Below are 14,051 nucleotides of genomic sequence, written 5' to 3'. Positions count from 1 at the left end.
GCGGGGCGTCGTTCAATCCGCCAGCGGAATGCAGATGGCGGTGCGCCACTCGCTGGGCGGCAGGTCCGCGCAGTTGTTGAGGTATTCCTCGAAGGCCGGCGCATCGGCCGGTTCCTCGTTGCTGGCCGGCAGCCATTCGCCGTACAGCCAGGCGTAGGCCTTGTGCAGTTCGGCGTAAGGGCCGGTGAATTCCAGCACTGCGCAGCGGCCGCCCGGGGTCTGCAACAGGCGGAAGTCTTCTTCCGGCCGGAAGCCGGCGGGGACGGTGATGCAGGCCTCCGAGCGCAGATCCCTGGCGGGCACCGATTCGGGATCGTCGTAGTAGATGCCGAAGGAGCGCGTCTGCGGTCCCAGCAAGCCCTTGCCGCCCGCCCAGGCGGCAAGGCGCTCGAAGCTGTGGCCGATCTGCTGGTAGTCACCCTCGTGGGCCAGCGCGACGACGGCGACGGTGGGGCGGTTCTCGATGCGAACGGTGTACATGGTGTTCTCCTGACGGTTGAGGGATGGCAGTGCAGGAAACTGCACCAGCCGGCGTCCGCGGAAGGCTGCGGGGGGCAGGCCATAGGCCGCGCGGAAAGCGCGGTTGAAGGCCTGCACGCTGCCGAAACCCGCTTCGGTGGCGATCAGCGCGATGGCCCGCGACCCTTCCAGCAGCCGCCCGGCCGCGCGGTGCAGCCGCAGCCGGCTCAGCGTCTGCTGCACCGTCTCGCCCATGTGCGCGCGATAGACGCGATGGAAGTGATACGGCGACAACGCGGCCTCCTCCGCCAGCCGGTGGAGGTCGACCCCGGCATCCAGGTGGCGGGTGAGCCAGCGCACTGCGCGTTCGATACGTTCGCCGTGGCGTTCTCGGGTAGCGGCTTTCATTGGGTCCGGTGGTGGTTGCCTGCAGGGCCATCCTCCCGCAGCGGCTTTGATCAGGATTGCGCATTTTGAGCATGGTCCAGCGCTCGCCACATGTCTCAAATTTGTGATGCAAAGGCAGATGCCAGAGGCGTATTCTCCTGCCTTCCGGATTCATAACAGGGAGGCTTGCATGAGCAGTCAGGACGATGATGACAATACCCGCGTGGCCCTTACCTTCATCGGCCTGATTGTCGCGGCCGTGGTGGTGGGTGTCCTCACCTTTGCGGTGATGGGCCTGGGTTCCCGCCCGAGCGCCGAGGCACCCGAGGTCGAACTGGTGATCGAGGAAGTGGACATCGCCCCGGTCGGCGAGGCCCTGGTCAAGGTGTACTACGAGATCGGCCAAGCGGATCTGTCGGGCGATGCGCAGGCGCAACTGGCCAAGGTGGTGGAGGCCGCCGCGGCCCAACCGACGCTGATCGTGCTGGTCTCCGGCTTCCACGATGCCAGCGGCAACGCCGCGCAGAACGCGGAGCTGGCCAAGCAGCGTGCCCTGGGTGTGCGCCAGGCCTTGCTGTCTGCCGGCGTGGGCGTCGAGCGGGTGAAGCTGCGCAAGCCGGAAAGCACGCTTGGCGATGGCCAGGCGGCCGAGGCACGTCGCGTCGAGTTGCGCGTGCAGTAAGCGGGTTTCAAGCAGGTCGTACTCGTGCAAAGGGCCGCGATTGCGGCCCTTTGCCTTTTGTTCTTCGTGCGTCCGGGGCGTGGCTCCGGAGAGGCGTCAGGGTTTCGTGACAGCCTCCGGCGCCGGGCCGAACAGGCGCTCGGCGTTCTTCCAGGCGATCTGTTCCGCCACCGCGGGCGGCAGGTCGGCCAGCCATTCGCGGTACTGCCCGATGATGTTCGGGTAGTCGTCCCAGCGCTCGTTGATCCAGGTGTCGGAGCCGAGCAGGAAGCGGTCGGGGAAGCGGTCGAACAGCCGTTTCCATTCGGCCGTCACGCCCCCTGCGCCGGTGATGCCGCCACGGTACGACAGCTCCGCCGTCAGGCCGGGATAGCGCTGCAACATTTCCGCAACCTTGTCGGCCGGTTCGGTGAAGCCGGTGTGCGCCCAGATGATGCGCGCCTGCGGGTCGACGGCGAACAACTCCTCGATGGCCACCACGTCGCTGTGGGCGTGCAGCATCAGCTTGTGCTTCCTGGCGAACAGCACGACGTCGCGCACCACGTCGCTCTTCGCGGCGAAGCCGTGTAGGTGGAATTCGCCGATGCCCTTGTAGTAGCCGCGTGGAAACTCCTCCTCGATCAGCTTCATGGTCTGGCGGTCGCCGTACCAGGTGCCGATGTCGGCGCGGATGCGGTAGGGCCGCAGGAAGGGCACCACCCAGGGCTTGGGCTGCCCTGCGGACACCAGCGCATGGGTGCCGGCGTTCGGCCGGCTGGTGGCGAGGATGCCGCGCACGTTGTTGTCGGCGAAGGTCTTCAACACCTTGTCGAGCGGGAAATGGGCGGTCGGCTCCCAGTTGTAGTGCAGGTGGGCGTCGAAGATCGGCATGGTCTTCGCGGCCGGATTCCGGGCGCGGTCCTGGGCCTGGGCCGGGCTGGTCAGACCGGTGGCCAGCAGCGCGATGCCGACCAGGGCAGCGAGGCGGGGACGCAGGGATGCGAGGGGCATGGCGGGCTGTCCTTCGGGGCGGTGTCTTTGTAATCGGATAGCCGGTAGTTTTGCCTCATTTTCCGTTTCTCACAAATGCGGGCAGCCCATGCAGAATCACGGCACCCGCCGTCCGGTGCAGCAGCTTCTTGTCAGCAGTCATCCATCCAACACTTCAGGGGAGGAGAAGGAATGAGCCAGGAACGTACGCCCGCAAGTCCGTCCGGAAGTCCGGAGACGCCCAACCGTCCGCCCTACATCTACCCGCCGGGTTCGGTGCTGATGCACTCGCCGCTGGTACTGCAGCAGGCCAACCTGTACGGCTTCTTCGTGAAGGGCAAGACGGAATGCCTGCAGCGCTCGGTGGATGCCACCTTGAGTGCGGGGTCCGGTGGCCGGGCGCGCTTCCGGGTGCTGACGCCTTACGTGCTGCTGAGCTTCACGCGCATCAGCCACGCCTTCTCCGAGCGGCCGGTGGATCGTGACAAGGGCTGGATCAAGGAGACCGACATCGTCACCTGGGTGATCGTCGGTCGCGAGGTCGAGGAGAAGGGGCAGACGAAGATCGACCGCGTGTTCTTCTACCCGATGCACATCTGGGTGGACGACGCCATGGCGCTGATCAACGGGCGCGAGTTGTACGGCTACCCCAAGTACGACTGCCAATACACGATGCCGGACGTTGGCCAGCCGGCGGAGAAGCTGACGCTGACGGTGAAGAGCTTCCAGCCCTTCTCGCCGGAAACCCAGCTCGCCTGGAACCCGCTGCTGGAGGTGACGCAGACCAGCAAGGCACCGGACACGCCGATCGGCGAATTCGTCGAGTTCATGGAAGAAGGCCTCAAGGTGCTGATGTCCTCGCCGGGCTTCTTCGCGCTGGACGAGGCCGGCGTGCGCGACGTGATGAAGCAGTTGCTGTCCGAGCAACTGGCGCAGATCTTCCTGAAGCAGCTGCCGGACGGCACCGGCGACCGCGCGGTGTACCAGGCCATCACCATCGCCCCGGCGAAGGTGGACAAGCTGCACAGCGCCGCACTGCTGGGCGGCACCTACAGCCTGAACCTGCACGACAACGCCAGCTTCCCGCTGGCGCAGACGCTCGGCCTGGAACTCGGCGCGCAGGACGCCATCATGCCGATCAACCTGTACTTCGACTTCACGGTCCAGCAGGCACAGGAGCTGTACAACAACTCGGTGATCGCGCCGGAGAAGATCGCCATCCTCGGCGGTGGCGTCGGCTCGATGATGACGGCCTTCTACCTCACCGATCAGCCGGGCTGGCAGAGCAAGTACGACATCACGCTGTACCAGATGGGCTGGCGACTCGGCGGAAAGGGGGCGAGCGGCCGCAATGCGAAGTACGGGCAGCGCATCGAGGAGCACGGCCTGCACATCTGGTTCGGCTTCTACGAGAACGCCTTCAACGCGATCCAGAAGGTGTACGGCGAACTCGGCCGCCCGCCCGGCGCGCCGCTGGCGACCTGGGACGAGGCCTTCAAGTCGCACAGCTTCACTGCGGTCACCGAATTCATCGACGGCGACTGGAAGACCTGGCCGGTTGACTTCCCGCTGCTGCCCGGCACGCCCGGCGACGGCGAGGAAGTGCTGAACATGTGGGACGCCGCGGTGGCGGCCTACGCGTGGATCAAGAAAATCCTCGGCGAGTTGCAGGCCCACGCCGCGGTGCAGGCCAACCCGCGACCAGCGGGGCCGGTGCCGCGCGGCCTGCTCGGCAACCTCTTCAACAAGGTGGTGGCCGAGGTGAAGGAGGAGGTGGTCGAGCGCGCCGAGGATGTGGCGATCAAGGTGCTGAGCGAGTTCGGCGAGGATGTCGCGCGCCTGTCCACCCGCGCCGAGGCGCTGGTGGGCAGCTTCAAGGCGGCGCACCTGCGCAGCGATCAAGTGCAGTTCGAGCTGGCCGCCGACGCGCTGGAGGTGATGCGTCGGCTGGTGTATGCGCGCGTCGGTGACCTGCTGGACACCAACGACGAACTGCGTCGCCTGTTCATCACGCTGGACCTCGGCGTCGCCACGCTGGTGGGCATGGTGCGCGACGGCGTGTTCAAGGCGCAGACCTTCGACGTCATCAACGACATCGACCTGCGCGCCTGGCTGAAGAAGCACGGCGCCAACGAGCGTTACACGGTGGATTGCGCACCGGTGCGCGCGCTGTACGACCTGGTGTTCGCCTATGTCGACGGCGACTTCAGCAAACCCAACGTGGAAGCCGGCACGATGCTGCGCGCCACGCTGCGCATCGGCCTGCTCTACAAGGGCGGCGTCATGTGGAAGATGCAGGCCGGCATGGGCGACGTGATCTTCGCGCCGATGTACGAAGTGCTGAAGCAGCGCGGCGTGAAGTTCCGGTTCTTCCACAAGGTGGAGGACATGGTGCCGAAGAACGGCGCCGTCGATGAAATCCTGATGACCCAGCAGGTCGCCTTGAAGGGTGACGACTACGATCCCTTCGTGCCGGTGAAGGGCCTGCCGTGCTGGCCGAGCGAGCCGAACTACGGTGAGATCGACGACAAGCAGGCGGCGGTGCTGCAGAGCAACGGCATCAACCTGGAGTCGATGTGGACCAACTGGCCGGAGGTGTACCAGCAGAGCTTCGGCCAGCCGCTGCCGCAACTCACGCTGAAGCGCGGTGTGGATTTCGACCGCGTGGTGTTCGGCATCTCCATCGGCTCCCTGCCGTGGATCGCGCCAAAGCTGCTGGCCGAAAGCCCGGCACTCGCCAACACCTCGAACGTGGTGAAGACGGTGGCGACGCAGGCCTACCAGCTCTGGCTCAACCAGCCGCTGAAGAACCTCGGCTGGGCCTACACGCCCAGGAGTGGCGAGGAGCCGGTGCTGTCCGGTTTTACCGAACCCTATGACACCTGGGCATCGATGGACCAGTTGCTGTGCCGCGAGGACTGGCCGGTCGGCGCCGACGAGCCGAAGAACTGCGCCTACTTCTGCAGCGCCTTCACGCAAGGCAAGCTGCCGCCGCCGAGCAACCACGGCTTTCCTGCAGAGGTCGCCGCCGTCGCGAAGGCCGGTGCGATCCACAACATGACCAGCGAGATGGGCTGGCTGTGGCCCGCCGCCGCGGGCGTCGGCAAGCCTGGCAAGTTCGAATGGAACTGGCTGGTCGACCCGGACGGCGGCAGCGGCGAGGCGCGCTTCAACAGCCAGTACTGGCGCGCCAACGTCGACCCGTCGGAGCAGTACGTGCTGTCGGTGGTGAACTCCACCAAGGCACGACTGGAAACCGATGGCAGCGGTTTCTCCAACCTCTACCTGACGGGAGACTGGATCCGCACGGGCCTGAACGCGGGTTGCGTGGAGGCGGCGACGATGGCCGGCATGCAGACCTCGCGCGCAATGACGGGCTACCCGGCGGTCATCCAGGGGGAGAAGGACTTCGGTTGATGTCTGCCTGACGTGACAAAGAGAAACGCCGGCTCAAGCCGGCGTTTCTCTTTGAGTGGATGCGAGCTAGACCTTTGTGCGTCGCTTGAAGTCCGCAGGGCGGAATCCCAGCGCGAACAGACTGCCGAAGTAAGTCGTCACGCCGGCGAGGATGACGAGCATCAGCCGGATCAGCCGGTCGTGCGTGCTGGCTTGCAGCCAGAAGGTTTCAGCGCCCATCGCGAAGTACAGCGCCGCACCCATCACGATCAGTGCTACGCCCAGCTTCAGGCTGAACTTCCCCCACCCGGCGGCCGGCTGGTAGGCGTCGCGTTTGCGCAGGCCGTGGTAGAGCAGGCCGGCGTTCAGCAGGGCGGCGAGGCTGATCGACAGCGCCAGGCCGGCATGACGCAGCGGGCCGATGAAGGCGAGGTTCATCAGCTGCGTGGCGACCAGCGAGATGACGCCGAATTTCACCGGTGTGCGGATGTCCTGCCGCGAGTAGAACGCGGGGGCGAGGATCTTCACGGCGATGAGGCCGGTGAGGCCGACGGCATAGGCGGCGAGTGCGGTGCGCGTCTGCAGCACGTCGGCGGCGGTGAAGGCGCCGTGCTTGAACAGGGTGGCCACCAGCGGCACGCCGATGATGGCGAGCGCCACGGCAGCGGGCAGCGTCAGCAGCAGCGTCATGCGCAGGCCCCAGTCGAGCAGGGCGGAGAAGCCGGCGCGGTCGTCCGTGCTGTGGTACTTCGCCAGGCTGGGCAGCAGGATGGTGCCCATCGCCACGCCGAGCAGGCCGGTGGGGAACTCCATCAGGCGATCGGCAAAGTACAGCCAGCTCATGCTGCCGGCGGGCAGGAAGCTGGCGAACACCTGGTTGATGAGCAGTGAGACCTGTGCCACCGATACGCCCAGCGTCGCGGGCAGCATCAGCTTGAGGATGCGGTTCACGCCCGGGTCGCTGAAGGTCAGCGAGAAGCGCGGCAGCATGCCGATCTTCATCAGCGCGGGCACCTGCAGGGCCAGCTGCAGCACGCCGCCGAGGAAGGCGCCCCAGGCCAGCGCCAGCACCGGTGGGTCGAACCAGGGTGCGGCGAACAGTGCCATCACGATCATCGCGATGTTGAGCAGCACCGGCGTGAAGGCCGGTACCGCGAATCGGCCCCAGGTGTTGAGCACGCCGGCCGACAGGGCCACCAGCGCCATGAAGAAGATGTAGGGGAAGGTGATCCGCGTCATCTCGACGGTGAGCGCGAAGCGCTGCGGCTCGTCGGCGAAGCCCGGTGCGGTCAGCCAGATGATGGCCGGCGCGGCGATGGCGCCGAGGATGGAGACCAGCAGCACCGCGACCCCCAGCAGTGAGGCGACGTGATTGACCAGGCGTTTCGTCTCGGCTTCGCCCTGCTTGTTTTTGTACTCCGCGAGGATCGGTACGAAGGCCTGCGAGAACGCGCCCTCGGCGAACAGCCGGCGCAGCAGGTTGGGCAGGCGGAAGGCGACGACGAACGCGTCCATCATCACGCTGGCCCCGAAGGCGTAGGCGGTGACGGCATCACGGACGAAGCCGAGGATGCGCGAAACCAGCGTCATGCCACTGACGGTGGCGAGCGCGCGAAGCAGGTTCATGAGGGGGCGCGGCGGTAGTGAGGCGGGAAGCCGCGGATCATAGCTGCCGCTGGAGAAGCGCGGCAAGGCAAGGCGCGAGGCGGGACGTGACTGGCTGCGGCGCCGTCAGGTGCGGATGGGGAAGGTGCGGAAGAGCTCAGGAAAGAGTCAGGAAAGAATCAGGACGCCTGCGGACTGGCTGCCCACTTGACCAGCAGCTCGATCAGCACTTCCGGGCTGAAAGGTTTGCTGAGGTAGTCGTCCATGCCGGCGGCCAGGCAGGTGTCGCGGTCGCCACGGATGGCGTTGGCGGTCACGGCGATGATGGGGGTGCGCTGGAGAGCCTTTTCCGCCTCGATGCGGCGGATGACGCGGGTGGCTTCCAGGCCGTCCATGATCGGCATCTGGCAGTCCATCAGCACCAGCTCGAAATGCTGCTGTGTGAACACATCCACCGCGCGCTGGCCGTTCTCGGCGATCGTGATCGCGAACGGCGTGTCGGCGAGGAACTCGCAGACCAGTTCCTGATTCAGCGGATTGTCCTCGGCCAGCAACACGGGGATGCTGAACGTCCGGGATTCATGCATTTGTCGTTGTACGGGGAAGGTTCGGCGCAGTCTAGCTCGCCTGTAAGCCGAGGAACAAGCTGCCCGCATGGGGCAATGCTCTCATGCGGGCAAAACTTCCAATCTTGCGGAAAACCAGAATGTCGCGCCCTGTCCGGGCGTGGAGTCGGCACCGACGTCGCCCTCCATCGCTTCGGCCAGCTGCTTCACGATGGCCAATCCTAAACCCGTGCCACCGTAACGGCGCGAGGTGGAACTGTCAGCTTGTGTGAACGGCTCGAAGAGCTTCGGCACGATCTCGGGTGCAACGCCGATCCCGGTGTCGGTCACCGCGAACACCATGCGGTCGCCGGTACGCGACACCGAGACCCTGATCTGGCCCTGCTCGGTGAATTTGATGGCATTGCTGATCAGGTTGGTGAGCATCTGCATCAGGCGACCGCTGTCGCCATGCAGCCGCGCAGGCATGTCTTCGGGAATCTCCCAGGACATGTCGAGGGCCTTCTTTTCCGCCATTTCGGATTGCATCTGCACGGCCTCTTCGATGAGGGTGCGCACGCAGAAGGGCGCGGGGCTGAGACTGAGCTTGCCGGCCTCGATCTTGGAGAAATCCAGGATGTCGTTGAGGATGCCCAGCAGCCAGCGCCCGGCGCTTTGCACGTTGGTGGCGTAGCGGCGCTGCTTGTCGCTCAGCTCGGTGCGCATCAACAGGTCGTTCATGCCGAGCACGGCGTTCATCGGCGTGCGGATCTCGTGACTCATGGTCGCGAGGAACTCCGACTTGGCGCGGTTGGCGGCGTCCGACGCTTCCTTGGCCTGTACGAGGTCGCGGTTGCGTTGTTCGATCTGGTCGAGCAGCTGGTTGAAGCCCTGCATCATGCCGCCGAGCTCATCGTCGCCTTGCGGCGGAACACGCAGCGAATAGTCGCCCTGGTTGTCGCGGACATGCGACACCACGCGGGAGAACGCGGCGATCGGCCCGGTGACGTAGCGCGACAGGGTGAAGTACAGGAAGGCCAGGCCCAGTATCAACACACACAGGCCCACACCGAAGCCCGCGATCAGCATGGCATTGCGCTGTGCGACGATCTGCTCGCGGGGAAAGCCCACCCACACGTCGGCAACCCGGTTGCCGGCCGGGTCCATCACCGGAACGATGGATACGTAGGTGTTCTCGACGTTGTCGGTGATCGTCCGGGGACGGTCGTCGCCGCTGCCGGAAGGCAGGTTCAGCTTTGTGCCGATGCGGTTGTTCTGGCTGTGGAACAGTACCTGGCCTTGCGGACTGACCACCTGGGCGTACGAGATGCCTTCGTAGGCCCGCACCGCCTCGATGCACTGCTCCTCGAAGCCGACCAGCTCGTCGATGCGGATGTCCAGCGCGAGCAGGCGTTCGAGCTGGATCGACAGGCCCTTGGCGATGGCGTGCGAACGCGACAGCAGGGCGTCCGCATACTGGGCGGAGAACAGCAGGCTGGAGGTCGCCGTGATGGCGACGATGCCGGTGAGGACGACACCAACGACGATGAGTGCAATCTTGTTGCGCAGTCCCAGCGTCACTGTTTCTCCCACTCGTAGGCTGTGACGACCTCGGAGGACAGGAGCAGGGACGACTTGATGCTGTAGTTCAGCGCCTTGGCACGGGCCAGGCTCAGGCTTGGCGTGCCTTTCAGCGTGGGCTTCATCGGCAGGGAGGACGGCGTCGCCTTGTCCACCAGGATGCTGCGCGCCAGCTTGCCGGCGGCAAGGCCTTGCTCACGTTCGGACACGGTGACGGCAGCCAGCACACCGTAGTGGATGCGGTCGATCCAGAAGCTCACGTCGGGCAGCTTCGAGTTCTCCGCCGTCCAGCGCAGGATGTCCTGGTACTTCACTGCTGCGCCGTTGTTGTCCTTGATGGTGAATACGCCCAGTTGCACCACGGCGTCGGCAACCTGCGGGTAGGACTGGAGCTTGGCCTTGTACTCGTCGAAGGTCTTGACGATGTCCACCGCCACCAGGGTGCTGCCCGGCAGTTGGGCCATACGCGTCCGGATGCGTTCGATGACCGGTGCCCAGTGCGGGGCGTCGTCGCCGATCACCGCCAGGCGCTTCACCTTCGGGTTGATGGCCTGCAGCAGCTTGACCGTTTCGACGAAGTGCTCCTGTTCCAGCACGCCGGCGATATTGCTGGCGCCTTGCAGGCCGTGGTCGGCGGGCGTCTTGTTCATGCCGCTGAACACGAAGGGCAGCTTGGTGTTGGCGTAATGCTTGGTGACGTAGGTCTGCGCGTCGTCGTCCGAGGTGTAGACGAGGTCGGGCTTCCACTCGTCGATGATCGCGCGGGCCTCCTGGCCCTTCTTTTCCTTGGCCTCGTGGGTGCTGTTGCGCTTCACGTCCATCTGGAAGACGCGGTATTCCACCTTCACGTCGCTGCCCAGGCCCTTCTTGAAGCCTTCGAGCTGGCCATCGGTCCAGCGCCAGGGTGAGTCGAAGCTCATCACGTGGAACACGCGCAGGGGGCGACTGGACGTCGCAGCCGGCGCGTCGGCGGCAAGCGCCTGGTCGGTGGCCACGATGGCGAGGAATGACAAGGCCCAGCGGATCATGCGATTCATGAAGCGTTCTCCCGTAGGAAAGCGTGAAGCATGTGAAGACTGTAGCCCCGGCCCCGACGTCGGGGCGCGAGCGAGGCAGGCAAGGGAGCCGGTCCGCACGCGCAAAAGACCGTACCCCAATGCCTGTGTCGGTAGTCGTTTGTGGAAACTTGAATTCCGCCAAACAAAGACACAAAGCGTCGAGTCGATGCAATCCTTGCGCAGCCGGCCATTCCGCCCGCGGCGGCGGCATTATGGGCGTTTTCCGTCTTTGTGTGGGGCGGAGCGCTCGGGCACAATGTCTGACTTTTTCGCCCTCGAAACATGGCTACCGCCCATTCACCGGACATTCCGCAGGATCCACTGGCCGAACTGGCCACGGCCGATGTACAGCAACAGGCCGCGCGTCTGGCGCAGGAAGCCTTCGGCGCCGCGTTCAGGCTTGGCATGGAAGCCGACGAGACCGTCCGTGAAGCCCGCCTTGCCCGCATTGCCGACGGCTTGCGGGAGTGGGTCGGCATGGACAGCCGCGAGGGCAGCACCCTGCGTATGGCCATGATGCTGGCCGGGCTCGACCAGTGGGGCCTGGCCTATGCGCCGCTGTACGGCGCCGGCATGCTCGGCGGCCTGTCCTTGCTGCTGGACGACCTGCGCGGCGGTCTGGGCGAGGACGGCGAGGTGCATTGCCAGGTCCGCCTCAGTATGTTGCAGGACGAGGAGGGCGCGGCGCTGGACTGGAAGATCGCCCTGCGTCGCGGCATCCACCTTGCGCTCTGGCACACCATGATCGCCGCGGAGTCGCAGGAGGACGCCCTCGCGATCGCCCGTCACCTGCGCAGCCTGCTGCTGGCGCTCGACCAGGGAATGCCCCGGCTCGGCTGGCGCCTGATCGCCGACGTGCTGGCCAACGTGCAGATCCTCTGCCTGGCGCACGGGCTGGCCGCGGAAGGTGCGGCGCAGGAAGCCAACCAGTGGCTGTTCGCCAACCTCGCCGAGGCCCTGCCGAAAGCGCAGCGTGACCGCATCATGGCGCACGCCACCGAAGCGGTGCTCGCCTGGCAGGCATCGCGTAGTCGTACGGATTGAGCCGCACTGGGGCGCCGCGTAGAGTCGTGCGCCCATGAAGCCGTTCGTTCCGCTCTCTCCCGTTCCGTCGTCCCGCCCGTCTCGCGGCGTGCTGCCATCCGGCCTGCGTCGTTTCCTGACGCAGAACGCCGCCTGGTGGCCTTGGGCCATCGCGGGCTGGCTGCTGGCCTGCGCCTTGTGGGGCGGCTGGCTGTTGCATGGCCAGCGGGTCGCCGCCCAGGAAGACTTCGACCTGCAGTCGCGCATCCTCCATCGCCTGTTGTCGCAGCGTGCCGAACAGCACGAGGCGGTGTTCGCCGCGCTGGTGGCGCTGGAGCCCTCCCTGCCGCAGATCACGCCGGAAGTGAAGGCGCGCTTCGCCGGCTCCATCATGCTGAGCTATCCGCAGATCGACCAGGTGCGGCGCTACCTGCGCAACGCGGATGGCAGCTGGCGGCCGGCGGCGCCGAATGGCGCGGGGGGCGAAATGCTGCCGCGGCTCACGCCGACGCTGGAGTCGTCATTGCGCAGCCCGGTTGCGCCGGCGCTGGCGGATGCCGCAGGCATCTGGCTGGCCCGTGCGGCAGGGCCCGACAGCGCCTGGGCCCTGCATGTGCGCACCGACCGCCTGCTGGCCGCCGGCGAGCAGCCTCCTGCCGGCTTCTCCTTCACGCTGGCGACCGACGACGGGCAGGTCCTGTGGGACCACCCGGCCAGTCGTGCGCACTGGATGTCGCTGACGCCGCTGCAGGCGGAGAAACATCTCAGCGTGCGCAGCCAGCCCTACCTCCTCATCACCCGCCAGCCACCGCTGCCCGCGCAGCTGCCCTGGGGACGTTTCGCCTGGGGCGTGCTGGTGCTGCTGGCGGTATGCGGTGCGGCCGCCTGGGCCTTCGTCGAATACCGGCGCCGCGTACTCACGCAACGCCAGCTCGCGCTGGCCCATGCCTCGCGTGTCAACGCGATGGGCGAAGTGGCCGCAGGCATCGCCCACGAACTGAACCAGCCGCTGGCCGCCATCCTGTCGAACACGCAGGCGGTGGGGCGCTGGCTGGACGATGACCCGCCCGCCATCGACGGTGCCCGCGAAGCCGCGCAATCCGCCGTCCAGCAGGCGCGTCGTGCCGGTGCCATCCTGCACCGTCTGCGCGGCTTCATTTCGCCGCAGCCGGGCAGGGTGGAGGCGGTGGATCTCAACCGTGTCGCCAGCGCGGCGCTCAGCCTGGTCGGCGAAGCCTTGCAGCGCCGCCAGGTCCAGGTGCACCTGCAGCTCGCCGACGGCTTGCCGCGCGTGCGGGGCGAGCAGGTGGCGTTCGAGCAGGTGGCGGTCAACCTGCTGCTGAACGCTGCGGACGCGCTGGACGGCGTGCCGCAGGAACAGCGCCATGTGCGCCTGTACACGCTGCTGCAGAACGGACAGATCCTGCTGTGCGTGGAGGACAGCGGCCCGGGATTCAGCGAGGAAGTGCGCGGCCGCCTCTTCGAACCTTTCTTCACCACCAAGCCGGGTGGCATGGGGCTGGGGCTGTCGATCTGCGAGCACATCGTGCAGCAGGCCGGCGGTGACCTGCTGGCCGAACATGGCGAGGGCGGCGGGGCGCGCCTGGTGATGCGGCTGCCCGCCATCAACGAGGACTGACGATGCCGACATCTCCCCCTTCTGCCGACCGGCACTCACCGCTGGTGCGCATCCTCGACGATGACGCCGGGGTACGCGACGGCCTGTCGGCGCTGCTGCGCTCGGTCGGCCTGCGCACGCAGGTATTCGCGAGCGCGGCGGAGTTCATCGAAGGCCACGATGGCGAGGCGATCGGCTGCCTGATCCTCGACATCCGCATGCCCGGTGAGTCCGGCCTGCAGTTGCTGGAGCGCCTGCCGGCAGCGGGCGTGGACCTGCCGGTGGTCATGCTGACCGGCCATGGCGATCTGGCCGCCTGCCGGCGTGCCTTCAAGGGTGGTGCCGTGGAATTCCTCACCAAGCCGGTGGATGACGATGTGCTGATCGAGGCCGTGCAACAGGCGGTGCGCGCACACATCACCAGCCGCGAGCGTGGTGCCGTGACGCGCGAGGCGCAGGCGCAACTGGCGCGGCTGACGGAGCGGGAGCGCGAAGTGCTGGCGCAGATCGTCGAAGGCCTGTCCAACAAGCAGATCGCGCGGGTGCTCGACCTGTCGCCGCGCACCGTGGAGACACACCGTGCGCACCTCTTCGAGAAGCTCGAGGTGGACTCGCTGGCGCAACTGGTGCGTTTGTATCTGGCGGCACTGGCGCCGTAGTCGCGGCAGTCGCGGCGCCCTCTCCGTAGAATTACGCAGCATCCTCCGCAACCGCTGCGATGTTCGCGC

At 66.5% G+C, this 14,051-nt stretch carries 11 protein-coding genes; 5 read left to right on the top strand and 6 right to left on the bottom strand.

What is annotated here, in order from left to right; translation table 11 throughout:
* Positions 1-12: 12 nt before the first annotated feature.
* Positions 13-867 (bottom strand): AraC family transcriptional regulator, encoded by an 855-nt coding sequence (locus VVD47_RS04940; protein WP_327602282.1) that lies wholly within the window; start codon positions 865-867, stop codon positions 13-15.
* A gap of 169 nt (positions 868-1,036) precedes the next feature.
* On the opposite strand from VVD47_RS04940, the gene VVD47_RS04935 reads away from it, so the two are divergent.
* Complete coding sequence (locus VVD47_RS04935) at positions 1,037-1,528, top strand: OmpA family protein (protein WP_327602281.1); 492 nt, start codon at positions 1,037-1,039, stop codon at positions 1,526-1,528.
* A gap of 96 nt (positions 1,529-1,624) precedes the next feature.
* On the opposite strand, the gene VVD47_RS04930 is transcribed toward VVD47_RS04935, so the two are convergent.
* Positions 1,625-2,518 (bottom strand): amidohydrolase family protein, encoded by an 894-nt coding sequence (locus VVD47_RS04930; RefSeq protein ID WP_327602280.1) that lies wholly within the window; start codon positions 2,516-2,518, stop codon positions 1,625-1,627.
* Positions 2,519-2,689: 171 nt separating this feature from the next.
* Between VVD47_RS04930 and VVD47_RS04925 the strand changes: the two genes are divergently transcribed.
* A complete protein-coding gene (locus VVD47_RS04925) occupies positions 2,690-5,914 on the top strand; it encodes an NAD(P)-binding protein (RefSeq protein ID WP_327602279.1) in 3,225 nt (1,074 codons plus the stop codon).
* Positions 5,915-5,980: 66 nt separating this feature from the next.
* On the opposite strand, the gene murJ is transcribed toward VVD47_RS04925, so the two are convergent.
* From murJ to VVD47_RS04905, 4 genes are all read right to left on the bottom strand, one after another.
* Entirely contained in the window at positions 5,981-7,519 is a 1,539-nt protein-coding gene (gene murJ, locus VVD47_RS04920) for a murein biosynthesis integral membrane protein MurJ (RefSeq protein WP_327602278.1), read from the bottom strand.
* A 158-nt stretch (positions 7,520-7,677) separates the two neighbouring features.
* Positions 7,678-8,085 carry a response regulator gene (locus tag VVD47_RS04915; RefSeq protein WP_327602277.1) on the bottom strand — a complete coding sequence of 136 codons (408 nt, stop codon included), beginning with the start codon at positions 8,083-8,085 and terminating at the stop codon, positions 7,678-7,680.
* A gap of 81 nt (positions 8,086-8,166) precedes the next feature.
* A complete protein-coding gene (locus VVD47_RS04910; RefSeq protein ID WP_327602276.1) occupies positions 8,167-9,624 on the bottom strand; it encodes a sensor histidine kinase in 1,458 nt (485 codons plus the stop codon).
* Positions 9,621-10,661: an ABC transporter substrate-binding protein gene (locus tag VVD47_RS04905; RefSeq protein WP_327602275.1), complete on the bottom strand. Its 1,041-nt coding sequence runs from the start codon at positions 10,659-10,661 to the stop codon at positions 9,621-9,623. Before VVD47_RS04905 ends, VVD47_RS04910 begins: the two co-directional genes overlap by 4 nt.
* Before the next feature lie 303 nt (positions 10,662-10,964).
* Between VVD47_RS04905 and VVD47_RS04900 the strand changes: the two genes are divergently transcribed.
* Genes VVD47_RS04900 through VVD47_RS04890 form a run of 3 tightly spaced genes read left to right on the top strand, consistent with a single transcriptional unit; the run spans position 10,965 to position 13,982 of the window.
* Positions 10,965-11,726: a hypothetical protein gene (locus VVD47_RS04900; protein ID WP_327602274.1), complete on the top strand. Its 762-nt coding sequence runs from the start codon at positions 10,965-10,967 to the stop codon at positions 11,724-11,726.
* A 34-nt stretch (positions 11,727-11,760) separates the two neighbouring features.
* A complete protein-coding gene (locus VVD47_RS04895) occupies positions 11,761-13,344 on the top strand; it encodes a sensor histidine kinase (RefSeq protein WP_327602273.1) in 1,584 nt (527 codons plus the stop codon).
* Positions 13,345-13,346: 2 nt separating this feature from the next.
* Positions 13,347-13,982 carry a response regulator transcription factor gene (locus tag VVD47_RS04890; protein WP_327602272.1) on the top strand — a complete coding sequence of 212 codons (636 nt, stop codon included), beginning with the start codon at positions 13,347-13,349 and terminating at the stop codon, positions 13,980-13,982.
* The last annotated feature ends 69 nt before the right edge of the window (positions 13,983-14,051 follow it).

Source organism: Uliginosibacterium sp. H1 (assembly GCF_036017065.1).
GTDB lineage: Bacteria > Pseudomonadota > Gammaproteobacteria > Burkholderiales > Rhodocyclaceae > Uliginosibacterium.
This window is presented reverse-complemented; position numbering and strand designations above follow the sequence as displayed.